This window comes from Pseudomonas khavaziana, assembly GCF_019145205.1.
GTDB lineage: Bacteria > Pseudomonadota > Gammaproteobacteria > Pseudomonadales > Pseudomonadaceae > Aquipseudomonas > Aquipseudomonas khavaziana.
Genome location: NZ_JAHSTT010000003.1, coordinates 213,118 through 235,941, shown reverse-complemented (window position 1 = coordinate 235,941; position 22,824 = coordinate 213,118). Strand labels below are relative to the sequence as shown.

The window sequence follows — 22,824 nt, the reverse complement described above, 5'->3', positions numbered from 1 at the left end:
AATGTGGGAGGGGGCTTGCTCCCGATGGCAGAGTCTCAGTCAACATCCAAGTGACTGACACACCGCCATCGGGAGCAAGCCCCCTCCCACATTTGCATCACATTCCGTCAGTTGAGCACTGCTGCGCCTACCTTCTGGGCCTTGCGGCGGCTCGCCACGAACAACCCCGCCAACACCACCAGCAAGCTCAACACTCCCGTCGCGATGATCTCGACCCGGTGCGCTTCCTGGAACAGCATGATGGTCAACGTACCGACGATAAACACCATCACGGCGTACGTCAGGCCAGGAAACAGCCACATCTTGAACACGATCTTCTCGCCCGCCGCCGCACGCTTTTGACGCATACGCAGTTGCGACACGGCAATCACCAGGTACACCAGCAACGCAATGGCGCCGGAGCTGGCCAGCAGGAATTCGAACACGGCCGCCGGGGCCACGTAGTTGGCAAATACCGCCAGGAACGCCGCACCGGTGGACAGCAACACCGCCCAATAAGGTGTACCACTTTTGTTGGTGCGCTTGGCCACCGCTGGTGCATCACCGCGACGCCCGAGGGAGAACAACATACGCGAGGCGGTGTAGAGCGCCGAGTTGAGGCAACTGGTAACAGCCACCAGCACCACCAGGTCGACAATCAGCTTGGCATTCGGGATGCCCATGCGCTCAAGTACCGTCTGGTAGGAACCTACGGCGGCCAGGGTCGGATCGTTCCAAGGCACCAGCGACACGACAATGAAGATCGACAGCAGGTAGAACAAACCAATCCGCCAGATGACCGAGTTGGTGGCCTTGGTGATTTGCTGGCCGGGGTTCTTGGATTCCGCTGCAGCGATGGTCACGATCTCAGTGCCCATGAACGAGAACATGGTGGTCAGGATCGCTGCCAGAACCGCGCCCATCCCATTAGGCATAAAGCCCTGGGTATCGAACAGGTGCGAAACACCGCTGACCTGGCTGGTGGGCAAAAAGCCGAAAATCGCGGCTAGGCCGAGGATTACAAAGCCGACGATGGCCACGACTTTAATCAATGCAAACCAGAACTCGAACTCACCGTAGTTCTTCACGCTGAACAGGTTGGTTGCCGTCAGCAACAACGTAATGACCAGGGTAAACACCCAAATCGCCACATCGGGGAACCAGGCATGCAGGATGGTCGCCGCCGCGTTGGCTTCCAACGGAATCACCAGCACCCAGAACCACCAGTACAACCAACCAATGGTAAACCCAGCCCAGTGACCAATTGCGCGGTCGGCATAGGTAGAGAACGAACCGGTATCGGGTGACGCAACAGCCATCTCGGCCAGCATCCGCATCACCAGCACCACCAACGTACCGGCGGCCGCGTAGGCCAGCAGCACGGCGGGGCCGGCGGCAGCAATCGCATGGCCGGAGCCAACAAACAAACCGGCACCGATCACGCCGGCAATCGACAGCATGGTGACGTGACGCGGTTTGAGCCCCTGTTCGAGGTCATTGGAGCTTTGCGTACTACTCATTGACACACCTTTGCGAGGAATTGCGAAAACGGTTCGCCCAGTTGCTGCCTCTCTCGTGAAAAGAAACCAACAGGGCGTTCTTTATTTTTTACGCAAGATTTGCGCCAAAATATTACGAAACCACGATTGACGCGGCCTGTAGGACAATTCAACAGTCATCGCAAGTCTTTGAGAACAATGGCATTCCGCTATAGCGTTACCGTGCGACCCACATCCAAGACGAACAGGCGCACCAAAAACACACACAAAAAGTGCGTGACGCTCCATATAAGGACTGATATGGACCGTTTGCCCGGTTAACCCTTCCAACACCCGGCCAAAGCTGGCACCATCGCGCCCTTTTTTACGCGAAGCCTGTGGCTTTTCCGGTTCAAACGGCTGTTCGGTTGTTGATGGCGCGACACGCTACTGTGCCGATGCGACACCCTGCCGCAGACCACCGGTTAACCGTCCGCAGCGCTGTTGGCTGTCATCCAAACGCTATGCTAGCTTGGCGCCTCGCCAGGAAGGCGGCCCAACAGCGAAGCACGCAACGAACACAATGAGGACCGCACATGGCCGAGGCCACGCCCGCGCTTGAAATCCGCAACTTGCATAAACGCTATGGTGAGCTGGAGGTACTCAAGGGTATCTCGCTGACCGCACGCGACGGCGACGTGATCTCGATCCTGGGTTCTTCCGGTTCCGGCAAGTCCACCTTCCTGCGTTGTATCAACCTGCTGGAGAACCCGCATCAGGGCCAGATCCTGGTGGCCGGTGAAGAACTCAAGCTCAAGGCCGCGAAAAACGGCGAGCTGATGGCCGCCGACGGCAAGCAGATCAACCGCCTGCGCAGCGAAATCGGTTTTGTGTTTCAAAACTTTAACCTGTGGCCGCACATGAGCATCCTCGACAACATCATCGAGGCGCCACGCCGCGTGCTCGGCCAAAGCAAGGCCGAAGCGATAGAAGTGGCCGAGGCCCTGCTGGCCAAGGTCGGCATCAGCGACAAGCGCCACGCCTACCCTGCCCAACTCTCCGGCGGCCAGCAGCAGCGGGCGGCGATTGCACGCACCCTGGCCATGCAGCCTAAAGTCATCCTGTTCGATGAGCCCACCTCGGCCCTTGACCCGGAAATGGTTCAGGAAGTACTTAATGTGATCCGCGCACTGGCCGAAGAAGGCCGCACCATGCTGCTGGTCACCCATGAAATGGGCTTCGCCCGCCAGGTGTCCAGCGAAGTGGTGTTCCTGCACCAGGGTCTGGTAGAAGAGCAAGGATCGCCACAGCAGGTATTTGAAAACCCGCTTTCGGCGCGCTGCAAACAATTCATGTCCAGCAACCGCTAACGGAGCAACATGCATGCAGAACTATAAAAAATTCCTTCTGGCTGCGGCCGTCTCGATGGCGTTCAGCGCCACGGCCATGGCAGAAACCTTGAAAATGGGGATCGAAGCGGCCTACCCGCCGTTCAACAATAAAGACGCCAGCGGCAATGTCGTGGGTTTTGACAAAGACATCGGCGACGCCCTGTGCGCCAAGATGAAAGTCGAGAAGTGCGAAGTGTACGTGTCCGACTGGGACGGCATCATCCCGGCCCTGAACGCCAAGAAGTTCGACTTCCTGGTGTCCTCGCTGTCGATCACCGATGAACGCAAGCAGGCCGTCGACTTCACCGACCCGTACTACTCCAACAAGCTGCAATTCATCGCACCAAAAGCCACAGCGGACTTCAAGACCGACGCCGCTTACCTCAAAGGCAAGGTGATTGGTGCACAACGCGCAACGCTGGCCGGTACCTACCTGGAAGACAAGCTGCCGGACACCGAAGCCAAGCTCTACGACACCCAGGAAAACGCCTACCTCGACCTGACCTCCGGGCGCCTGGACGGCATCCTCGCCGACAAGTACGTGCAGTACGAGTGGCTCAAGAGCAAAGACGGTTCGGCCTATGAATTCAAAGGCGACCCGGTGGTGGAAAGCGACAAGATCGGTATCGCCGTACGCAAGGGCGACCCGCTGCGCGAGCGCCTGAACAAAGCCCTGGCAGAGATCAAGGCAGACGGCACCTACAAGAAAATCAACGACAAGTACTTCCCGTTCAGCATCGAATGACCTGAACGGCCTGCCCGGTGCGCTCGGTTGAGCGCGCCGGCTTTCAGCAATGCCTGCCGCGATATGAAAACACCATGAATTTCGATCTCTACGGATTCGGCCCGGCGCTCGCCGCTGGCGCGCTGATGACCGTCAAACTGGCGCTCACGGCCCTGTGCCTGGGGCTGGTGCTCGGCCTTGCCGGCGCCTTGGCCAAGACTTCGCCCTACAAGCCGCTGCAATGGCTGGGCGGTGCTTATTCGACCATCGTCCGCGGTATTCCCGAGCTGTTGTGGGTGCTGCTGATTTACTTCGGCACGGTCAACCTGATGCGTGCCCTCGGGGAGTTCTTCGGTAACCCCGACCTGTCCTTGAGTGCCTTTGCCGCCGGGGTGATCGCCCTGGGCCTGTGCTTTGGCGCCTACGCCACGGAAGTGTTCCGCGGCGCGATCCTCGCCATTCCCAAGGGCCACCGCGAAGCCGGCGTGGCATTGGGGCTGTCGAAACTACGGATTTTCACGCGTTTGATCATGCCGCAAATGTGGCGCATCGCCCTGCCGGGCCTGGGCAACCTGTTCATGATCCTGATGAAAGACACTGCACTGGTATCGGTGATCGGCCTTGAAGAAATCATGCGCCACGCACAGATCGGCGTGACCGTCACCAAGCAACCGTTCACCTTCTTCATGGTCGCGGCGTTCATGTACCTGGGCCTGACCGTGCTCGCGATGATCAGCATGCACTTCCTGGAAAAACGCGCCGCCCGCGGCTTTGCAAGGAGCACCCAATGAGCGGCGACTACAGCTGGCTATCGCACTTCGACCTGGGCCTGAACTGGGCCGTGATCATCAAGTGGCTGCCCAAACTGGCCCAGGGCGCCACCCTGACCCTGGAGCTGGTGGCCATCGCTGTGATCGCCGGCCTGCTGCTGGCGATCCCGCTCGGCATCGCCCGCTCGTCGCGCCGCTGGTACGTGAGCGCCCTGCCCTACGCCTACATCTTCTTCTTCCGTGGCACGCCGTTGCTGGTGCAATTGTTCCTGGTCTACTACGGCCTGGCGCAGTTCGATGCGGTGCGCAACAGCTTCATGTGGCCGTACCTGCGCGATCCGTTCTGGTGCGCCACCGTCACCATGACCCTGCACACCGCCGCCTATATCGCCGAGATCCTGCGCGGTGCTATCCAGGCCATTCCGCCAGGTGAAATCGAAGCGGCGCGCGCCCTGGGCATGTCCAAGCCCAAAACGCTGTTCTACATCATCCTGCCCCGCGCCTCACGCATCGGCCTGCCGGCCTACAGCAACGAAGTGATCCTGATGCTCAAGGCCAGCGCCCTGGCCAGTACCGTGACCCTGCTGGAACTGACCGGCATGGCGCGGACCATCATCGCCCGCACCTACCTGCCGGTAGAGATCTTCTTCGCGGCCGGGCTGTTCTACCTGGTGATGGCCTACATCCTCGTGCGTGGCTTCAAACTGCTGGAAAAATGGCTGCGCGTCGATGCGTGCCAAGGACGTTGAGGCACGCTTCCAGGCACTGGATGCATTCCTGACCGAACACCAAGGGCTGTGGAGACCACGGCCCTTTACCCATCTGCGCTTGCCCTGGGAAACCGAACACCCGACGCTGTCCCGATGGCTGCGCCAGCGCTCGCTGGCCGAAGCCGAAGCCAGTCACAACCACCCCCACGACCTGCCTGCGCCCGCACCGTTTCCACAGCTGGCCGCGCAAGCGTTACACCTCAGTGCTGTGGATAAATTACCCACCCACACCCTTGAACCTGCTCGCCACCGCCTGAATGTCGACGTCCCAGGACGCAAATGGCAACAGATCGAAGCCTTCGGCGCCGCGCTGAACTTTGCCGAAACGCCCACCCATTGGCTGGACTGGTGCGCCGGCAAAGGCCATCTAGGCCGCCGCCTGCTGCAGTCCGACCAACACCTGACCTGCCTGGAATACGACCCAGCCCTGGTCGCATCCGGCCAAGCCCTGAGTGACCGCCATAACCTGCCCGCCGCCCATCGCCTGCAGGACGTCATGGCGGATATGGCGATTGACCCCGCACACACACCAGTCGCCCTGCACGCCTGCGGCGATTTGCACGTGCGCCTGCTGCAACGTGCCAGCGCCGCCGGCTGCAAACAACTGGCACTGGCGCCCTGCTGCTACAACCGCATCAACGCCGATTACTATCAGGCGTTGTCCGCTGCCGGGCGCGCATCCCGACTGCAACTATCCATAGAGGATCTAGGCCTGCCCCTGAGCGAAACCGTCACCGCCGGTAACCGCGTGCGCCAGCAACGGGATACGTCCATGGCCCGACGCCTGGGCTTTGACCGACTGCAACGCCAGCTGCGCGGTTGCGACGAATACCTGCCAACGCCCTCCCTGCCCGCCAGCTGGCTGGATAAACCTTTCGCCGACTACTGCCGAGAACTGGCGAACCTGAAGGGGTTATCCACAGGCGAACAGGACTGGGCGGCGCTGGAGGCACACGGCTGGCGCCGCCTGGCCGAGGTGCGAAACCTGGAGTTGTTAAGAGGCATGTTTCGACGCCCGCTGGAAATGTGGCTGGTGCTTGATCGAGCATTGTTCCTACAAGAGCAAGGCTACAACGTCGAGGTCGGCAGCTTCTGTGAAACAGCGCTGACACCGCGCAACTTGATGGTGCTGGCCGAGCGCGATTAAGCGGCGAAATTTCCCACACATCCCTGTGGATAACTCTGTTGATGGAATCTTTACCAAGCCAGTATCTATCTGCGTTACAGGCAAAAATCGATACTGGTCATTTTTTGTTCACAAAATAAAACGCACGCAAAACAGGCAGTTGCGGGGTGTAAGGAACGCCGATACAAAATGGCTGCTTCATCATGCTATCTACCTGCCGATTGTGCATAAGCATTTGGGGTAAGCGTATAAAGCGTAATTTATGCGATGTTTTTTTTGGGCCTTTGAGCAGCCGGAAAGCTCCGCGCCACAGGCAGGCTAAGGCGTGGTGAATGTACGCATACATGACCTACCTCGACTCCAAAGAGCAGACGCAGGATGATGGAATAGATGAAATTCACCGTGGATTGCGGGGATAGGAATTGACGCTCGAGGGAGCAGGAAAACCCGCCATTCGAAGAAAACCTCTCCTTCTGCAAAAATAGTCAGAATTCAGGGGTTTACAGAAGCTTTCCAATCGCTATAATCGTCGCCCTAACACGCCGGTATAGCTCAGTTGGTAGAGCAACTGACTTGTAATCAGTAGGTCCCGGGTTCGACTCCTGGTGCCGGCACCATACAAAACAAGGGCTTGCAGCGATGCAGGCCCTTTGTTTTTCTGCCAACCGTACAAATAGACGTACATTGTTTTTGGCGGCGCATGAGTTATCCACAGATACCCTAATGTGCCGTCTATCCGAATCTCTACCCTCCTTATACCGACTTGCCGTCAACCCTAACGCTGGCCGTGCTGCTGCCAGAGTTAGGAATCCAGACCTCGACCCGTTTGCCTGATTCGGTAGTGACTGTGATGACCACGCTGGTGGGCGGTGGGCGCAGGTCATCGCCACATATCAGTTCGACAGCGTTCTCGCCTGACGCATTCTCATCGAGCGGGTCCCACAAGTCGCCATTCACAAGTGGTGCAGTTACTTTGATCGACATCCATATTTCCATCTGGTTAGGTTGATGCCATGACGCTACCAGATGAGCAGGAAATATTCCCGTCGCGCGGAGGCAAGGAATAATTTCCGGAATATTCTGCGCCGGTTTTGTCGTGGCCGTGACCAGCTTTCGATTTTGCGCAAGCTGGCAGATCAGCACTATTCCGTTTTTCCTACATGAATCGAGGTCATGATAATTTTCACGGCCGCGAATGTAGGTCGGCGCCGGGCGTCATCACGGCACATCCTTGAAGAAGACATGGTGACCAAGGCGCAGCGTCTGCTTGGCCTTCGCCGCCCAGGCCGGGGCCTTCGGCATCGTGGTCGCGTAGTAGTGCGTGGCGCCGCCGGTTGGGTCCGGTACCGCGCCAGACATCACCTGGTCAGCCGCGCGCTGGGCCTGGGCGAACTGCGCGGCCGGGATCGGCTTCGCACCGCTCAGGTAGGCGTAGTTCGGGTCGTTCTGGTTCCAGCAGCTGAACTGCCAGGGCTTCAGGCACACACCGGCGTAGCCCTCCCCCCACCACGACTTGGCCTTGCCATCGAACACACGGTTGCGGATGGTCCAGGCTACGGCGATCTGGCCGGCCAGCCCTTCCCCGCGGGCTTCGCCCCACAGCGTCCGCGCCAGGATGTCCCGGTCTTTCTCTGCTTCATTCATGCTTTTCTCCAGGCGTAAAAAAGCCCGCTCATTTGGCGGGCAGTTACTCTGTTGTGGCATCCATGGGTGGTGGCGTTTCAGCCTTCGGCATTTCGAGCCGCACGTCGATCCAGCTATTTAGCGGGACATCCATCGGTGCACCTCGACCCGGGAACATTTCGCCGTCATCGGAAAGCGTCCAACGCTGCTTGAAAAGGCGGATGATCACATTGCCATCTTCGGATTGTTCGCTTTCGGTAACGCCGAGCGTGCGCCCCCCATCTGGCGAGCATGGATCCTGGGTTCGCCACCCCTCAAGCGCTAAGCCAAGGCTCCCAAATACCTTGTACTCACCCACACCAATGCGCTCCACGGTGACGCCCCGAGCTTCGCCGTTCACCACCCCCCACTCTCCAGCAGGGAGAAAGGTTTCTTCCTGCAGGTCACGACGCTCGCTGGTGGCCACGCACGCAATCCGCATGATTGGCGAGGCAGCAGAAAGCACGCCCCCAGAACCACGAGTGGTATTGCCGGTGTGATAGATCGTGTTGAATGAGGTGGTGCTGTAATCACCGGATCTGAACCCAATGACACCGCTGCCCAGAGTGCTCATCCAAAGTTGAGTTCCAAGATAGCCTGTTCCGGGGAACGCGATATTTAGCAAAGTGCCGTAAGCGAAATTCGAAGGCTTGAACTGAGTTGTCTCAGTAATCACGCCGAATCCCGTTTCCCAAACGTTCATGGAATCGTAAATTCTGGAGTCCGATACTACTCTAGGACCAAGTCCATATGAGCCAACAGCCATAACATTTCCAGGGCTGGTTCCTATGTTGGCATTAGATGCCGTGCCAAGCTGGGCGTTTCGCGCATAGAGCTCCTGCGTCATCGCGTTAATTTTTACCGCGCCACTGCGAGTGGTATCGCCACCAGCACCAGTAGGGGCTGTGCCGATGTTGATTTCCTGCCTAGGCATTAATACGCTCCCATTTATAAAAGCTAACCATCAGAAATTTATAAGTCTCATATTCTCAAGTTCCAGGCAGCCTCGCAAAAACGGCCGCCACGCTACCGATATCCATCCAAGCTCCGAGAGCCGTTACACCGAAAACCTGCAAACATGATTCACCATAATTGAACCTGACACCAATTGGTGTCCAGTTAATGTGTGACGGGGTAATTATCCCTCTAGAAAATGGGTTAATCATAAAGTACTCATCACTCAAAATTTGCCCACTGAGATTACTTTTCCAATAGTACCCGTTTGATATAGGGCTAATTGTCACTCGCCCCTGGTACGACCATGAGTGACTAGCGCGGGTGAACAATACTGGGATGGCGCCAGAGTCATAAATTACGCTTCCGTCATCTCCCCACATTCTTAATCCGTATTGAGCCTTAGAAAGCGATGCAAAGACTGCCGCAAACCACTTGCCGTAAGGTCGAAAGTTTATGTTAATCGTCGATAGAACAAAACCTGTCCAGTTTCCAGCCCCTCCAGATATGACCATCCCGGTGTATAGATCATCAGGTCTGTCGGGTGTATTTTGAATGAATATGCAGGGGGGTTCCTGAGTAGTTATTGGGGCTGGGAAGCTAACATAGGCATTAGAGCTTGTGGTAGCAGTATATGAGCCACTATAAACAGCGCAAAGCCGAGGCATCTGAGCATCAATTTGAATATAGTCATAGTCATTGGCTACCGATAACCCGTATGTCAATTTTTATACCTCATTACCAACAACCTAAATTTAATTGTCGTACCCAAGGATCTGTCCGCCTCAGCTGGATGTTTTCCATATACGTTCACAACCCCCTCTCCTAGTGATACGTATGGTAATGCGCTGTAGATATAATCATTTGCAGGTGGCTCGGTTGGCAGTATTACCGCAGAGCAGTTGCTCGGACTAAAACCTGGGATATAAATAGTGATCGGGCCGGCGGCTCTAGCTTGATAGAGCCCATTGTGAAGAATCTGATAGGTGAAACTATCAGTATCCATTTCTAGAGCGCCTGATGCGCTCCACGTTCTTACGCCATGACTCATGCGTCTAGATCTCCAAGCTGTACCCGTTTACGCCCAGTTGCGTCATATACCTTGATCGCTCTATTCGTCATAGATAGACGACCACCACCAGGCGCCGGCCCATTGAACTCAAGATTACCCGCCTTATCCAAAAGCCATCCCTGCACACCGGCGACATAATTGTCTGATTGCAGCGCCTGCCCGATCTTGAGCATGGTTATGCTGCCGTTTTCGATGAACGCGGCTTTGATAAAGGTCTGCCCACCCTGGACCGCGAAGGGCACCGATCCGGCCTGTCCGATGGCGAACCTGTCCGCGTCGATGATGAACTGCGACTGCAATCCACCTGGACCGTTCTCCAACCCAAGCCCAATACCGGCGTACTTGTAGAGGCCTGAGGCAGTTTCGTACTGCATCCGCACCGACCAGTTCGCCGTGACCTTGCCGTCGACCGTTTGAATGGCCGTGGTGTTGGTCTGAATAGCCAGGGTGTTACCGTTGACCGAGTTCTTGACGGTCTCGATGCTGGACGACAACGCACCGTCGGCATTGATCCGGGCGGTTTGCTCGGCGACGACCGCGGCGGCGTTGTTGGCCACCTTCACTTCCACCGTGTCGGTACGCTGCCCCTGCACCAGGTCTCCCTCAATCAGGGCGGACTGAACGGACCAGACACCAACGTAGCTCTCGTCCGAGCCGATCAGCGCAGTGTCATCACCCTGAAGTGGTGGATTGACCTGCAAGTAGATGCCGTCGACCTTCTGCGCAGTGGTGGTGACCTTGCCGTCGAGCGTGGTTACCGTGGCCTTAAGGGTGCTTAACCCGCTGGCCGTGGCATTCACGCCGGTGACTGGATCGTTGACCGTGACCTTCACCGCATTGAGCTGTTGCGCCTGGGCGGTGATGTCCTGGCCGTGCTGCGTAATGGTCGCGCTGTTTTGCTGTACCTGGGTGGCCAACGCATCCACCGTCTGGGCTACAGTGCCGATATCGGTCCAGTAGGTCGCGTTCGGTGGAGGATTATTCGCCGGTACCGGGCCTTTCGCCTGATACAGGTGCTGACCCATGCGGACTATTTCGTTGAGCGCGTATGCCTTCGCTGGGTCGTACTCAAGTGCGTCAACAACCTGGTCTATAAGGTCTTCCAGCTCCTGCTTGGCTTCGTCGATACGGCCGTTGACCGAACCAGGGCCATTACCGTCAATGAGGTCGATCCTGTCCTTCAAATGCTGACCCAGGGCGGTCTCGTCGATCTGCCCCTTGATCTGCTCAAGAATTGGCCCAGCGTCCGAACTAGCCTGGCCCATCACCCCATTCACCACCGGATAGAACGGACCGATGTTGCCGGTACGGTCCACCAGGCGCGCCCAGAAGAACAGCGTTGCGCCCGCCAGCAGCGACTGCATGCGGTAGTCGGCCTGCGGATATGCCAGGTCTGCCAGCTTCGTCGCGGCCTGCAAGTCATTCGCCGGGCCATACCAAAGCTCGGTCCGCTGGGTGTCCTCGGCGCCAGCAGGGAATCCCCACTTGATGCCGATGCCGAACAGCTCGCTGGTGGTGGTCAGGAACGACACCGCCGGCGGCAAGCCGGTTTTGCCGGTCAGTACTACCTCAGGGCTGGCGCCCCAGATAGAAGCCACATCCATGGCGTTAACCGAGCTGACACGTGCAACGTAGCGGCCGCTGTAAATGCCCTCAACGTCCGCGCCGAGATTCCCAGTGCGCGGCAAGCGGATCCAGTTACCGCTGTCCTTGCGCCACTCCACGTTGTACGCAATAGCCCCCGGCACCGAATCCCACGTAATACGCATACTGGTGACAGCAATGCCCTGCGACACGACGCTGCGCGCCTCGATGCCGATGTTATCCGGCGGAGACATTACCCCGGGCGGGATGATGCTCGTTGGCTGCGGATCAATCCGGGCGCCAGTGTCGATCGCCTGGTACTTCAGTGGCTCATGTTGAGTGGCAGCTATCTTGAACTGATGCAGCCCTTGCGGCTCGATGGTCTGCACACGAAAGCGCATCACGGCCAGATCAGCGCTTTCCACGGACCAGCTGCACTCCGGCTCTGGGAGTTCCGAATAGTCCGCCATGACGGTGACCAAGCGGCCAGAGACGGACTTCACGATGCGGCCTTCGGTCTTGCCGCTGGGTAGGTTGAGGATTAGCCGATCCTCTTCGTGCACCTCGGCATCGATATCGAGCGTGATCACACGCCTGGTCGCGGCGCTGATACGCCCACCATTTGCACGCCCCGAGAACAACTCATCAGCCACGCAGATAATCTGGCCAGGCTCGACGTTGCGGCCCTCCATGCCGGTGGTGAAGCTTACCGACCACTCCTCATACTGCTCAGACTTGAGCGCCCAGATACCGTGGCGGATTGCTTCTCCCTCCACGGTACAGCCGAAACGCGAGATATCCAGCATCCGGTGCCCGAGCTCACCGATCAACTCTTCGTTGGTAACGGGGGCCGGCTGTGTCTTGAACTCGTTTTCAGGATTGTCCCAGGCCACCTTCGCCCGTGTATGGCGATCAGGAAGCGCTGCGGAGACGTACTCAAATTCACCGATGATGTTCGAGCGGGTGAAGACGTAGCCGTCCTCGTTGCCTGGAATATCCGCCACCATGGTGACCTGGGAACCGTTCCAGCAACTGCTCCCACGGAACACACTGGCCAGATCCGAAAGGAGTGCGTAGCCCTCAACCGAATCCTGAATGTAAACGTTGGTGGTCATACGCGGCTGCATGCCGCCCTTCCCGTCTGGAACCATCACATCGCAATAGCGGCCGATCTCGTACAGCGTCCAATGGTCCACCATGTCGGCGGTAATGCGACGGCCCAGGCCGTAGCGACGATGCAACAACAGGTCGCGCCATACCCAGACAGGATTGTTGGTGTAGGCAAGCTTAAAAGTGCCGTTCCAGTCACCTGTATAGGTTCGAGTCTCCGGGTTGTAGTTGGTCGGCACCTGCACAATGCGGCCGCGCATCAGGAAGCTGGCCTTCGGCGTGTCTTGGAACTGCTTTGCATCGAACTGCAGGCCGCCCAGCGCCAGGTTCGGATAGCGCAGCTTCTTGTCGATTACCTCCGTCAGCCCCTTGATGCGCATCAGGTCCGCAAAATTGGAGTCGTTTCGGTTTGGGGTGAGTCGGCGCACGCGCACCAGCGCACTGGTGAAGCCCTCAGGGAGGTCGATTCGATGGGTGCGCTCGTATTCGGTTGTCCCTTTGTCGTCCAAAGTTGCAGAAAGGACTGTTTGATAGCTTCCGCCATCTACGGAAAGATCAATGGCGTAGTCGATGCGGTAGCCGATCTGGTCGCCATTCGTCTTCACCTGCCAAATTTGCGGCCACGACAAGCGGATGCGTACCGCCGACAACTGCTGATCGGTGATCGCGCGTGTCCAGGCGTTGTCCGACTTCAACTCAACCGGCAGCCCCTGAGAGGCCTCATTCTCGATGGCCGGAAAGCCCGCGATATGCTCCTGATCCACTGTGCCTGGGCGGAAGTCCCAGATGGTGCCCGGGAAGTTTTCACTGCCGTCAGGGGAGATCAGTGGCGTACCGTTCAGCTTGATCGACCGCAGACCATCTACCGGCCCCACAATCGGACCTTCACTCAGCGCATAGAGCAGCTTTACCGTAGCAACCGACAGCGCAGTATCGGGTGCCTTATAAGGCGTGTATGGCTTCTGCTCGCCGCCCTTGGAACCCAAAACTGGGGCAGCACTAGGCCGGCGCCGGCGCTTTGCAGCGGGCGCTGTTGCGGTTTTGGACATGGGTTTTCCTTACTGCTGATCTTCCGAGAAGACGCCAGCCGAGATGAGAGCGCCGCCGATATCGCGTTCGCCATACAGAAGTGGTTTGCAGCGGCCCTGGGCCGTGGTGGTGACCGCGCCGCCGAACGCATAGGAAGGCCTGTTGCCGTCGCCCTCCTTGTCCAACACGCCAACCGGTGACGGAGACATGCTCATTGCGATGCCACCGATCATCAGGCCAGCACCAGCCGCCACCAGGTAGTATTGCTGGGTGATCGCGCCAATCACCACCAGGGCAAGACCGGCAATGGTGGCGAACAGACCGCCTCCCTTGCTGCCGATCACAATTGGCGCGATGCGGATCGGCTCAACGGTGTCCTGGCGCATCTCAATCTCGGTATCGATCAGGTTTTTCTTCCCGCGGAACACTGCGTAGGTCAGGCCGCGCTCCTCCGAAAAGCGCAAGAACCGTCTGAAGCCGGGGATCTTCACGCACAACGCATGAATCGCCTCAGCGCATGACGTTACGGCCAGGTGGTGAACGCGACCGAACCGGGCGCCAAGCACGCCATAAAGCATCACCAGCACCACCAAGGGCTGCGGGTTAACCGTTACTTTCATTGCCATCAGTCAACCTCCGGCATTCGTTGGTGCCGAAGAATCAGCACGGTGTAATCAGCCCACATGCCGCCGTATACGTCGCGGGTGGATTTCTTGTTGTAGCGGTGATGCAGGAACGTTGCCGGTGCTGGGTGTAGGTCAGGGGCTGTGGACAACAGACCGTCGCCCAGGTAAATGCCGGCATGGTTTGGTGCGGCAGCATTTATCTGCATGACGATCATGTCGCCCTTGCGCGGCATCGAAACCGGGTAGAAACCGGCCTCCTCGTAGTACTTCTCGTAGAGGCTCTCACCATCGTTCCACCAGCCATCCCGGCGCGGGTAGTTCGGCAATTCAATTCCATGCTCGCGCTCGTAGTAATCGCGGCACAGGGCATAGCAGTCCAGCAGACCATGGCCGAACTCGCGGCCAACCAGCGGGGCCTGGTAACCATCAGGCTTGAACTCGAAGTACTCGCCAGACGGCCAGCTCACGATGCCCCACGGCTTTTCGTGCAATTCGCAGCTGACACGATCGGTCATGCTCGGCACCGGCGGCACGTCGGGGTGGCTATGAATGATCATCGTCACCTCGCCGCGGTCCTCAGCGTCACACTTGTCCTCTGGATTGATGATGAAGTGCTCGCTGGGGGTCTTGGCATCGTTGCGGCATGGAATGTACTTAAGTCGCCCGGCCTCACGGATCACCACGCCGCAGCTTTCCTTCGGGAACTCCGCCTCGGCGTGCGCCTGGATTTGTTTCAGCATCGTCTTGTTCATGGGGTCTATCCAATAAGCGCAGCGCCAGGAGCGCCACCGAACGACAATGGGTTACCTTTGCCAAAGCGGATTTCGCAGTCACTTGGTCGGCCGCCACAGCGATCGAGCGCAGGGTCGTCCACTGGGTTGCCGTCGAGGTCGAACATCTTGATCCCGGTGTAATTGCAGTCCGGGCCGCGGTACTCGCCCCACAGACACCACTCGCACCGGTTCATAATCAGGCCGCCCGGCAACCTCTGACCTTTAACTGCCGTCGGCGGCGCCAGCGAGAACACCACCTCCTCGCGCAACAAGCTGGTGACCTGGTTGATATAGGAGATGTCGAGCCTCTCCATGGTGCTGGCCGTAGGGTTGCCCTCTGGAAAGTTCGCTGCATCCAGGTATTTCGCGTACGTCTGTCGAACCGTCAGCTTTACCCCACTCATCCCCTGGAAGCGCCGGCACAGCGCTGTGATCGTTCCGTCGATGTTGCTGATCTTCAACATGGGTGTGGAGTTGTTGCCCTCAACACTTCGCCCGAACCCACCCGTTTCATAAGGCCGGGGCAGATACACGTCGCCCTTCCAGATGATCGGCGTGGACTGCTGGTGCGCGTGGTACCGCAAGATGCCCATGCCCCTCGCCTCACCATCCAGCTCGATCAACTGGATGATCGCGCCGGGCTCTAGCTTCTGGTCGTCCAACGTAATCATGGGTTGAATACCTGCTGGAAAGTGGTGCTAAGGGTGTATTTCTTGTTGCCGTGGGTTTGCAGTTGCCAGCCGCCGGTGGTGATGAACGCCCCTTGCACCTCGAGCGGCGGAGTCCACAGAAAGTGATTTGCCCCCTTGTGCCGCTTGAAGAACTCCCGGATCGGCTTGATGTAAGCCTCCCCGCCCGTAAAGGAAACTGTGTACGCACCGGCGACATTGTTTATTCCGACCGATAATCGCTGGCTGTAGCCGTTGCCGAACTTCGACTCAAGCACGTCAGGCTGGTCGTCACCGGAAGAGCCAACCCGGGGCGACCAGTTGAATACCTCTGCCATCAGCTGTTCCTCCGATTGTTTGGATCAAGCAGGCCGTTCTGGCCTTTTTCCTGCTGAATCACCTGCCGGGCGATCTTCGGCATTTCGGAACGGGCAGTGGCCAACAACGCCATGCCCATCTGCTCGTATCCTTCGGGAGCATTGACAGCTCCGCCCGAGCCGTCGCCATTGATGTGCAAGTGGATCTCCGGCGCCGATCCTGAGCCGGCGGTTGCTGCGACAGATGGAGCAGTGAAGGCCGGCGAGATGCCCGGGCTTCCGACAAATCCGCCGGTTGCGTAGCCCGGCTTACCGCTACGGTTCAGGCCGATGAGGTAATCCTTCATCCCAGGCTGATCGACCACTTCCTTACGGATGACGACCTCGCCGCCGTGAACCACGCCCTTCGGCTCAAACTTGCCACCGGGGCCGGTATAGCCACCCTCAGAGAAGCCGGCCAGCGCCATGCCGGCGACCATGCCCGCATTGGCATAGCCCGCAGCAAGCAGCGCCGCGCCCACCGGTATACCGCCCAGGATGGTCAGTTCCGCCGGTGCCTTCGCTGCAGCGATCTGCGCGTTCATGATGATCGACGCTACAGCGAACGCTTTTTGCGCTACAAACAATGCCTTGTACGCGCCGGACTGCTCACCAGCGATCTTGCCGACCATGTCGGCGGCCTGGCCCGACAGTTCGCTGAAGGTGCCGATCACAGCTACTTTGTAGGCACCCTGAATGTCAGAAAGCCGCGCCTGGTTCGTCTGATTGATCTCGACGACTCGGTCCAGGTACTGCTGCTCGGCGGCGAGCTTCTGCTCGTTGGTGCTTTGCTGGTCGGCCAGGATCTGATCGCGCAGATCTGCCTGCATGGACAGCTGCTTGTCGTGCCACTTTTTGAGCGCTGCTTCAGCCTCGGCGATCTTTACAAGCTCCCCGGAGGGTCCACCTACCGAGGAATCGATGCCGCCGAACTCCGGCGCCTCGGTAACCGTGGCTTTCGAGATGGCATCAGCGCCAGCGCGGTAGTCGTCCGACGATAGCTTGCCGGCACGGTTGGCCGTTTCAAGCACCTGCATCCGCTCTTTCGTCGTTGCGAGTAGGGCTTGCTCTTTGGTTTGAAGGCTAGACATCAGGCCGTCATAGGCCTTTCTGGCGTTGAGCGCATCGAGCTCGATGGCCTTGCCCTGAAGCATGACCTTGTTCTTTTCAGACAGCTTCGAAAGCTCGCCGGTGGTGAGCTCGTAGCGAAGGCGCCCTATCTCGGTAGTCTCACCGTAAAGCGCGACCTGCTGGGTAAGGTTGTCCAGGGTTTGCTTGTATGCATTGTTGAGCTGCTCAGCTTGCCGCTGGATGTCCTCCGAGGCTTTCTTGGCTTTTTGTTGGGCCTCCTCAGAAGCCTTGGCCGCCGTTTCAGAACCCTTGATCGCGCCGGCTAGGATGCGCCAGCCCTCGGCAGTACCAGGGTCAACGCCCTCCCGTTCAATCCTCCGGTTCACCTCGCCAACCAGATCGCCCCCATCTCTGACGGAGTTCAAGCGCTCAACGAGGGTTTTTGTGTAGGAGTTCCAGCCTTCAATGGTCTTCTTGTCGGGCCCCGCAATCTTTTTCAGCCCGGCGCCAGCCTGGCCGGCAGCGGTGGCCACATCGTTCAGGCGGGCGGTGAGCATATTGGCGACGTCGCCGTAATCGCCAGAGGCTTTGATCGCTTCGCCGTACGCTGATGCAGAAGCATTGATAGCCTTGGTCATCTCCTCGTTTGGGCCGATTGCCGCGACCAACTGCTGGCTAGCCGAGTCGATATCCAGGCCACCGGCAATGCGGCGATTGAAGTCCGTCACCGCCCTGTCGCGCTGGAATGGGTTGGCCGAGTAGGTATCGCCCCACTTGTCATTGCCTTGGGCGGCGGCGCGGATCTCGCGCAACGCCTTCTGTGCCGCCACTTGCGCATCGGCCTGCTGCTGGATAACGCCGCCGAGCTTGTATCGAGCCTGCTCTCTACCGAGTGCCGCAAACTCCTTGCGCAACTCCTCTACGGGCCGTTTGAGATCGACGGTAGCCTGGCGGGCTTTATCGCTGTTATCACTGAACAGAAGGTAGCTGGCAGCCACGGCACCGACGGTCAGTGCAAGTCCGGCAGGCCCACCCATAACGCCAAGAAGAGCCGCCCCAGCACGCCCAGCCAGCGACGTCGCTGCTGATTGGGCGGACTGAGCTGCAGTTTGTGCAGCGGCGGCCTGCGCATCTGCAAGCCTGGCGATCCGCAAGCGGCTGAGAGCGGCTGCATGCCCATCAGTAAACCTTGTCGCCGCAACCTGCGCATTTGCAGCCACCGTCTCGGCTGCTGCCCGTCTGACCGCCATATTGGCGGCATCAAGCTGAGCCCTAGAGCGCCCTATTTCAGCTGAGTTTGCTTCCCGAATAGCAGTAACCTGGGCCCACAGACTCTTGATCAAATCCCCCGCTTTCAGGCTGCCATACGCAGCACCAACAGTAAGCGCCGACGCCGCAAGTACGTCCATGTTTTCGGCAACAAAGGTAACGGCACGGGCAAGAATTTTGGTACTTCCGGTCGCGCCGTCCATCCCGCCCACCCAAGCCTGGAATGAGTTGCTGACGGTTGTAGTGGCTCGACTAACCGAGCCAGGTAGATCCTTGAATTCCCCCTGAAGAGTACCAAGCTGGCTAATCAGTGCCGGCACCACTTTGTCAATGGTAAGTAGGCCTTGGTCTGCCATTGCCTTGAGGTCTTTACGGGCAACGCCCATGCCGGTGGCAAGCGCCCGGATTACGCGATCACCGTTTTCGTTAACTGAGTTGAACTCCTCGCCGCGCAATACACCCTGACCCAAAGCTTGGGAGAACTGCGTGATAACAGAGGAGGCTTCTGCTGCACCAGCGCCGGAAAGCTGAAGCCCAAGGGCCAACGCTTCGGTGACACCCAAAGCCTCGCTCGATGAGTAGCCAAACTCACGCATCGATGCGGACGAACGACTGAACAGACCCGCGTTGTCGGCAAAGGCAGTACCGGTGCGCTGACTGATCTCAAATAGCGCCTTTTGGTTTACAGAAAAATCCTCAGTGCTCGTGGAGGCCTGCTTCAGTCGAGCATTTACCTGATTCCAGCTGTCAGCCTGGTGAATGACATTCCCCACAGCAAGAGCGCCGGCCATGGCCTTTGCGTATCCTCCCACTGAAGATGTAAGCGCCTGCATCGCAGAGCCCTGGGCTCGAACTGCTGCCTCCTGGGATCTCCACGAACTAGTCGCATCACGGTTCCCAGAAGTGATGGTTCGCAGATAGCTCTGCCCCATGCGGCCAGCCCTTGCCATCTCACGCTGATATGCGCTCGTTTCGGCTGAGACGCTGACGATCAGGGAGCGAAGGGTTTGCCCTGCCATGCTTTTCTCCAGACATTAAAAAACCCGCCTTGGCGGGTTATTTGTTTCTCTCACTACTGAGAATTTCAGAATTCTGATCGATGTAGAAACGCCATCGATTCAGGCAGTCGGCAAAAACAACTATTTTATTAGGCGGGCTACTCATCTGCTCAGAGAGCCCCACGTATTCAACTTTGTCGCATTTCATCTGTTTGGCTGACTTTATCAGCGCCGCTCGCTCAGCGACTTTTATTCGCTCAACGCCATCATCGCCCCACTGCTGATAAGTCTTCGGGTAATGCTCTTTGGAGTAAACTGAAAGAGCGGACTCATCGATCACAACTTCTGAGTCCGGCCTTTCCGAATTTCCACAGCCTGCGATAACGACAGCAACTAAAACCGCGCACTTCCTCATGACCATCTTCCTTGCAAAAGAGAGAATCTAGCATGAGGATGGGACCTCGGACGGCGGGTAACCTACGTCACTCGGATGACTTGACCATCAAGAACGCCTTGAAGAGCTGCTCTCCCTCCTCAGCCTCCGCCGCCTTATCAACCACCGCAGCCGCCTCATCCTTCCACTTAGGCATCAGGTCCACAGCAGAAACTTTCGCACCCTGGGCCTGGAACACCGAAGCGGCAATGATCGAGGCCTGAATATCGCCGCGGGTATCGCTCAGCGGAGACTCCTGGTTATAGGCCATCCAGAGGAACAGCTCCTCCGCGCTCATCCGTGAGCGCAGGTCCTGGAGCGTCATGCCAAGCCGGAGGGCAAGAGTCAGCATAAATGCCAACTCCGGCTCCTCCGTCAGTCGTTTCCCGCAGCATCCACCGGATCTTGCGCGCCAGCGCCGGCCGCTACGCCACTCAGCTCGAAAACCTTGCCGACGAGCCGGTCATGCACTGGGCTAAAGGCATCAGCTACAGAAGGCACGTCCTCGTCCTGAAACACTCGAGCATTGTTCTCATCGAGCAAGGCTCGCACCAGGACGAATGCATAGAGCGGCGAGGAATGAATCTCAACCCGCGGCTCCAGCGGAGCCTCATCGGCACCTTCAGTTGATGGAGACTGGGCCGGAAGCCCAGCATCCTGACGAGCTTCAGCAACCGCCAAAGCGGCGCGGCGACGATACTCAACCCAGTCACCAGCGCTCAACGCCCTGACCACCACCTGGGCGCCCTCCCACTCATCGATGGTGAGGCGCTCATGCTTGAAGTTGCGCATCGGGTCCAGTGCCATGGAGCGCAGATCAGCCACGGCCCCGTTTTTTGCCCGGGCCATTACGGCACCACCGGCAGGTCGAAGGAAACGGCGCCAGTGATACGCACGTTGAACGTGCCGTTGACGGTGCCGTTTGGCGCGGCGTCCCAGGTGAACTGGGTCACTAGACCGAGGAAGCTCGAAGACGAGCCGTCCTTGAACAGCGACTTGAAGGCGCGCGGCTCACCATCATCACGAGCAGTACGCAGCACGGTCTGGGCTTCGTCGTCGGCCTTCCAGTTGCCGGACATACTGAAGGTGCCGTTGTCGGCCAGGCCTACGGTGAACTCTTTCGCCTCACTGGCAAGCACCGTTACTTCGATCTCATCCGACTGCCCACCCTGGAACTGCGGTTGTTTGATCGTTACGGACAGATCGGCCCATTCAATGCCGACCGCCTTGGGGTCGAGCGTGGTGGCTTTGGAAACGCTGAGAGCCGTGCCCTGCGTCTTGACGAACTTCGCTTTCGTTGGAGTTTGAACGGCCATGTGGCCTCCTATGGTTGCAGGGTGTATTCCCAGCTCACGCTGAAAAGTTTGGTGTCGTTCTCGAACACATCCGCCAGGCGGTCTGCGCTGCCGGTGGTGAAGTCGGCGCCATCCGTGGTCATCGCGGTAAAGGCCAGGCCAGCAAGCGTGAGCGCCTCGAGGAAGCTCTCCCCCCATGCGTCGAGCTGAATAGTGAGGTCGCTGGAGCCATCCCAGCCGGCGAGCGTGAAACCGGTGGTGGTGCCTACCGTTTGAACCACCAGGCGTGGCTGGGCGGCGTCCACCGGCGCAACGCCGAAGTACACTCGCCCGTCGACCAGAGGCGAAAGCCTGTCGATGAGGGATTTCTCAATCATTGGGGTTACCGGGTGATGGCGTTGTCGATGCCTTCGGCCAGCTTGTCGGCAACGGCCTTTTCGATCTGAGGCAGGCTGCCGTCCCAAGATGGTCGAATGAATGGATGGGCCTGCATCTTCGATGTGCCCAGTTCCAGGAACTTCCAGTAGAACGGTGATTCGTAATCCGTTTTCGAGGTGCGCCCTTTTTTGCCGGGACGCTTGAGCGCCTTGGATTGTTTGCCCGTTGGATTTTTTACGCGAATACCAGCAGTAGCGCCGCCAGGCGTGTCAGCCTGTTTCACGCTGACCGCAATAATGTTTTTCTTCAATTTTCCCGTGCGAACTGGTGCAGTACTTCGGGCCTTGTCCCTGGCCACCCTGGCACCAGCCATAACTGCATCCCTGGCAATCTTGTTGCCCACGGACTTGGCCAGGCGTTCGAAATCGGCCTGCAGCTCACCAAGCCCCAGAACTGTCAGCGATCCGTTGCTCATTTTGGCTTCACCGTTTTGCACATGAGTTTCAGCATGTCGCGCTGGTTGGTGGCCAGCGGCGCGATGATTTCGTAAGTGGTGCCGTCGTGCACCAGGTGCTGGCCCGCCACCACGTCCTTGCGGTAGCGGATGTTGATCTCGGCGGTGACCGTGACCTGCATCTGTGACGCAGCCTCGTACATGCGACCGGAGGGAATGTTGATCTCCGCCCAGAGCTTGCCCAGGTCACCCCAAACCTTCGAGGGCTGGCCGAGGGCATCCTTGCCGTCGATGTAGCCACGGCGCATGCAGCGGTGACGCATTGGGCCGGCTCTCATCAGTAACGCTTCCTGTACATGAGCAACCGCTCAACAGCCAGCGGTACAGTGGTTGATATGGTGCCCATCGCCACGCCTTCGCGGTTTGCGAACCAATGGCCAACCAGCAGCAGAATGGCCTGTTCTACGTCTGGGGTAATTCCCATCTGATCAGGCCCGACTGGCGCTGCTTCGACCAATTCCCGATCGCAATGCATAGCCACATGGGACTTGGCGGCCTCAATGTATCCACCGATGAGAGAGTCTTCCTCATCGTCGTCCACCCTGAGGTGCAGCTTCACGCGCTCCAGGTCGATCATTTACTTGTTCTCGTTTGGCTTGGCCTGCCTGTTGGATTTGGGAGCAGTACCGTCTTCGAGGGCGGCCAAGCCCTTTCCGATCAGTTGGTGCCCGTACTCTTCGTCCTCCAACTCAAGAACCTGGCCGGCGGAAACGCGGCCGTTTTGGACCTTCACCTTTTCGGGGTCGCCTTCGAAACCCCACAGAACTTTGATTTTCATGGTTTCACCTGATTAT

At 58.4% G+C, this 22,824-nt stretch carries 24 protein-coding genes and 1 tRNA gene; 6 read left to right on the top strand and 19 right to left on the bottom strand.

The annotated features are described in order from the left end of the window. Positions 1-107: 107 nt before the first annotated feature. Positions 108-1,499: a GABA permease gene (gabP, locus tag KVH01_RS09115; RefSeq protein WP_005783895.1), complete on the bottom strand. Its 1,392-nt coding sequence runs from the start codon at positions 1,497-1,499 to the stop codon at positions 108-110. 554 nt (positions 1,500-2,053) lie between these two features. On the opposite strand from gabP, the gene KVH01_RS09110 reads away from it, so the two are divergent. The 6 genes from KVH01_RS09110 to KVH01_RS09085 all read left to right on the top strand — a co-directional run bounded on the left by KVH01_RS09110 (position 2,054) and on the right by KVH01_RS09085 (position 6,855). Further along, the gene (locus KVH01_RS09110) at positions 2,054-2,827 is read left to right on the top strand and encodes an ABC transporter ATP-binding protein (protein WP_017738342.1); all 774 of its coding nucleotides are present in this window, start codon (positions 2,054-2,056) and stop codon (positions 2,825-2,827) included. Positions 2,828-2,840: 13 nt separating this feature from the next. Beyond that, complete coding sequence (locus KVH01_RS09105; RefSeq protein WP_003187758.1) at positions 2,841-3,593, top strand: ABC transporter substrate-binding protein; 753 nt, start codon at positions 2,841-2,843, stop codon at positions 3,591-3,593. Positions 3,594-3,667: 74 nt separating this feature from the next. Beyond that, positions 3,668-4,363 (top strand): ABC transporter permease, encoded by a 696-nt coding sequence (locus tag KVH01_RS09100; RefSeq protein ID WP_043047309.1) that lies wholly within the window; start codon positions 3,668-3,670, stop codon positions 4,361-4,363. Positions 4,364-4,401: 38 nt separating this feature from the next. Then, the gene (locus KVH01_RS09095; RefSeq protein ID WP_124380058.1) at positions 4,402-5,091 is read left to right on the top strand and encodes an ABC transporter permease; all 690 of its coding nucleotides are present in this window, start codon (positions 4,402-4,404) and stop codon (positions 5,089-5,091) included. Then, the gene (locus KVH01_RS09090) at positions 5,072-6,259 is read left to right on the top strand and encodes a methyltransferase (protein ID WP_217881223.1); all 1,188 of its coding nucleotides are present in this window, start codon (positions 5,072-5,074) and stop codon (positions 6,257-6,259) included. The genes KVH01_RS09095 and KVH01_RS09090 overlap by 20 nt, the downstream gene beginning before the upstream one ends. Positions 6,260-6,779: 520 nt before the next feature. Then, positions 6,780-6,855: transfer RNA gene (locus tag KVH01_RS09085), tRNA-Thr, on the top strand. 136 nt (positions 6,856-6,991) lie between these two features. Here the strand turns inward: KVH01_RS09085 and KVH01_RS09080 are convergent. From KVH01_RS09080 to KVH01_RS08995, 18 genes are all read right to left on the bottom strand, one after another. Then, complete coding sequence (locus KVH01_RS09080; RefSeq protein WP_217881222.1) at positions 6,992-7,381, bottom strand: hypothetical protein; 390 nt, start codon at positions 7,379-7,381, stop codon at positions 6,992-6,994. A gap of 75 nt (positions 7,382-7,456) precedes the next feature. Further along, a complete protein-coding gene (locus KVH01_RS09075) occupies positions 7,457-7,882 on the bottom strand; it encodes a cell wall hydrolase (protein WP_217881421.1) in 426 nt (141 codons plus the stop codon). Between the two features lie 43 nt (positions 7,883-7,925). After that, a complete protein-coding gene (locus tag KVH01_RS09070; protein WP_225924118.1) occupies positions 7,926-8,834 on the bottom strand; it encodes a phage tail fiber protein in 909 nt (302 codons plus the stop codon). A 1,067-nt stretch (positions 8,835-9,901) separates the two neighbouring features. Then, entirely contained in the window at positions 9,902-13,669 is a 3,768-nt protein-coding gene (gene gpJ, locus KVH01_RS09065; RefSeq protein ID WP_217881221.1) for a TipJ family phage tail tip protein, read from the bottom strand. Positions 13,670-13,678: 9 nt separating this feature from the next. After that, positions 13,679-14,275 (bottom strand): tail assembly protein, encoded by a 597-nt coding sequence (locus KVH01_RS09060; RefSeq protein ID WP_225924117.1) that lies wholly within the window; start codon positions 14,273-14,275, stop codon positions 13,679-13,681. Beyond that, a complete protein-coding gene (locus KVH01_RS09055) occupies positions 14,275-15,027 on the bottom strand; it encodes a C40 family peptidase (protein WP_217881220.1) in 753 nt (250 codons plus the stop codon). The genes KVH01_RS09060 and KVH01_RS09055 overlap by 1 nt, the downstream gene beginning before the upstream one ends. Before the next feature lie 5 nt (positions 15,028-15,032). Continuing rightward, entirely contained in the window at positions 15,033-15,719 is a 687-nt protein-coding gene (locus KVH01_RS09050) for a phage minor tail protein L (RefSeq protein WP_078467605.1), read from the bottom strand. Further along, positions 15,716-16,054: a phage tail protein gene (locus KVH01_RS09045; protein WP_005785361.1), complete on the bottom strand. Its 339-nt coding sequence runs from the start codon at positions 16,052-16,054 to the stop codon at positions 15,716-15,718. Before KVH01_RS09045 ends, KVH01_RS09050 begins: the two co-directional genes overlap by 4 nt. Beyond that, entirely contained in the window at positions 16,054-19,203 is a 3,150-nt protein-coding gene (locus tag KVH01_RS09040) for a tape measure protein (RefSeq protein ID WP_217881219.1), read from the bottom strand. Before KVH01_RS09040 ends, KVH01_RS09045 begins: the two co-directional genes overlap by 1 nt. A 265-nt stretch (positions 19,204-19,468) precedes the next feature. Beyond that, positions 19,469-19,825 carry a hypothetical protein gene (locus tag KVH01_RS09035; protein WP_217881218.1) on the bottom strand — a complete coding sequence of 119 codons (357 nt, stop codon included), beginning with the start codon at positions 19,823-19,825 and terminating at the stop codon, positions 19,469-19,471. A gap of 67 nt (positions 19,826-19,892) precedes the next feature. Then, positions 19,893-20,195, bottom strand: coding sequence for a phage tail assembly protein T (locus KVH01_RS09030; protein ID WP_153871618.1), 303 nt, complete (start codon positions 20,193-20,195; stop codon positions 19,893-19,895). 23 nt (positions 20,196-20,218) lie between these two features. Then, positions 20,219-20,668: a phage tail assembly chaperone gene (locus KVH01_RS09025; protein ID WP_217881217.1), complete on the bottom strand. Its 450-nt coding sequence runs from the start codon at positions 20,666-20,668 to the stop codon at positions 20,219-20,221. 23 nt (positions 20,669-20,691) lie between these two features. Further along, a complete protein-coding gene (locus KVH01_RS09020) occupies positions 20,692-21,159 on the bottom strand; it encodes a phage tail tube protein (protein ID WP_057711965.1) in 468 nt (155 codons plus the stop codon). A gap of 8 nt (positions 21,160-21,167) precedes the next feature. Further along, complete coding sequence (gene gp17 / locus KVH01_RS09015; RefSeq protein WP_217881216.1) at positions 21,168-21,515, bottom strand: tail completion protein gp17; 348 nt, start codon at positions 21,513-21,515, stop codon at positions 21,168-21,170. Positions 21,516-21,520: 5 nt separating this feature from the next. Further along, complete coding sequence (locus KVH01_RS09010; RefSeq protein ID WP_068966478.1) at positions 21,521-21,991, bottom strand: HK97-gp10 family putative phage morphogenesis protein; 471 nt, start codon at positions 21,989-21,991, stop codon at positions 21,521-21,523. Further along, complete coding sequence (locus KVH01_RS09005) at positions 21,988-22,308, bottom strand: phage head closure protein (RefSeq protein WP_057711968.1); 321 nt, start codon at positions 22,306-22,308, stop codon at positions 21,988-21,990. The genes KVH01_RS09010 and KVH01_RS09005 overlap by 4 nt, the downstream gene beginning before the upstream one ends. Then, complete coding sequence (locus KVH01_RS09000; RefSeq protein WP_217881215.1) at positions 22,308-22,607, bottom strand: head-tail connector protein; 300 nt, start codon at positions 22,605-22,607, stop codon at positions 22,308-22,310. The genes KVH01_RS09005 and KVH01_RS09000 overlap by 1 nt, the downstream gene beginning before the upstream one ends. Further along, on the bottom strand, positions 22,608-22,808 hold the full coding sequence (locus KVH01_RS08995) for a hypothetical protein (protein ID WP_217881214.1): 201 nt from the start codon (positions 22,806-22,808) through the stop codon (positions 22,608-22,610). Between the last annotated feature and the right edge of the window lie 16 nt (positions 22,809-22,824).

Excerpts from the sequence above, each read along its gene's own strand:
- gp17 (WP_217881216.1), bottom strand. The coding sequence starts at position 21,515 with ATGATTGAGAAATCCCTCATCGACAGGCTTTCGCCTCTGGTCGACGGG.
- KVH01_RS09030 (WP_153871618.1), bottom strand. The coding sequence starts at position 20,195 with ATGCTGACTCTTGCCCTCCGGCTTGGCATGACGCTCCAGGACCTGCGC.
- KVH01_RS09045 (WP_005785361.1), bottom strand. The coding sequence starts at position 16,054 with ATGGCAGAGGTATTCAACTGGTCGCCCCGGGTTGGCTCTTCCGGTGAC.
- KVH01_RS09020 (WP_057711965.1), bottom strand. The coding sequence starts at position 21,159 with ATGGCCGTTCAAACTCCAACGAAAGCGAAGTTCGTCAAGACGCAGGGC.
- KVH01_RS09055 (WP_217881220.1), bottom strand. The coding sequence starts at position 15,027 with ATGAACAAGACGATGCTGAAACAAATCCAGGCGCACGCCGAGGCGGAG.
- KVH01_RS09010 (WP_068966478.1), bottom strand. The coding sequence starts at position 21,991 with ATGAGCAACGGATCGCTGACAGTTCTGGGGCTTGGTGAGCTGCAGGCC.
- KVH01_RS08995 (WP_217881214.1), bottom strand. The coding sequence starts at position 22,808 with ATGAAAATCAAAGTTCTGTGGGGTTTCGAAGGCGACCCCGAAAAGGTG.
- KVH01_RS09110 (WP_017738342.1), top strand. The coding sequence starts at position 2,054 with ATGGCCGAGGCCACGCCCGCGCTTGAAATCCGCAACTTGCATAAACGC.
- KVH01_RS09105 (WP_003187758.1), top strand. The coding sequence starts at position 2,841 with ATGCAGAACTATAAAAAATTCCTTCTGGCTGCGGCCGTCTCGATGGCG.
- gpJ (WP_217881221.1), bottom strand. The coding sequence starts at position 13,669 with ATGTCCAAAACCGCAACAGCGCCCGCTGCAAAGCGCCGGCGCCGGCCT.
- KVH01_RS09035 (WP_217881218.1), bottom strand. The coding sequence starts at position 19,825 with ATGAGGAAGTGCGCGGTTTTAGTTGCTGTCGTTATCGCAGGCTGTGGA.
- KVH01_RS09090 (WP_217881223.1), top strand. The coding sequence starts at position 5,072 with ATGCGTGCCAAGGACGTTGAGGCACGCTTCCAGGCACTGGATGCATTC.
- KVH01_RS09100 (WP_043047309.1), top strand. The coding sequence starts at position 3,668 with ATGAATTTCGATCTCTACGGATTCGGCCCGGCGCTCGCCGCTGGCGCG.
- KVH01_RS09050 (WP_078467605.1), bottom strand. The coding sequence starts at position 15,719 with ATGATTACGTTGGACGACCAGAAGCTAGAGCCCGGCGCGATCATCCAG.
- KVH01_RS09060 (WP_225924117.1), bottom strand. The coding sequence starts at position 14,275 with ATGGCAATGAAAGTAACGGTTAACCCGCAGCCCTTGGTGGTGCTGGTG.
- KVH01_RS09075 (WP_217881421.1), bottom strand. The coding sequence starts at position 7,882 with ATGAATGAAGCAGAGAAAGACCGGGACATCCTGGCGCGGACGCTGTGG.
- gabP (WP_005783895.1), bottom strand. The coding sequence starts at position 1,499 with ATGAGTAGTACGCAAAGCTCCAATGACCTCGAACAGGGGCTCAAACCG.
- KVH01_RS09000 (WP_217881215.1), bottom strand. The coding sequence starts at position 22,607 with ATGATCGACCTGGAGCGCGTGAAGCTGCACCTCAGGGTGGACGACGAT.
- KVH01_RS09070 (WP_225924118.1), bottom strand. The coding sequence starts at position 8,834 with ATGCCTAGGCAGGAAATCAACATCGGCACAGCCCCTACTGGTGCTGGT.
- KVH01_RS09005 (WP_057711968.1), bottom strand. The coding sequence starts at position 22,308 with ATGAGAGCCGGCCCAATGCGTCACCGCTGCATGCGCCGTGGCTACATC.
- KVH01_RS09040 (WP_217881219.1), bottom strand. The coding sequence starts at position 19,203 with ATGGCCGGCGCTCTTGCTGTGGGGAATGTCATTCACCAGGCTGACAGC.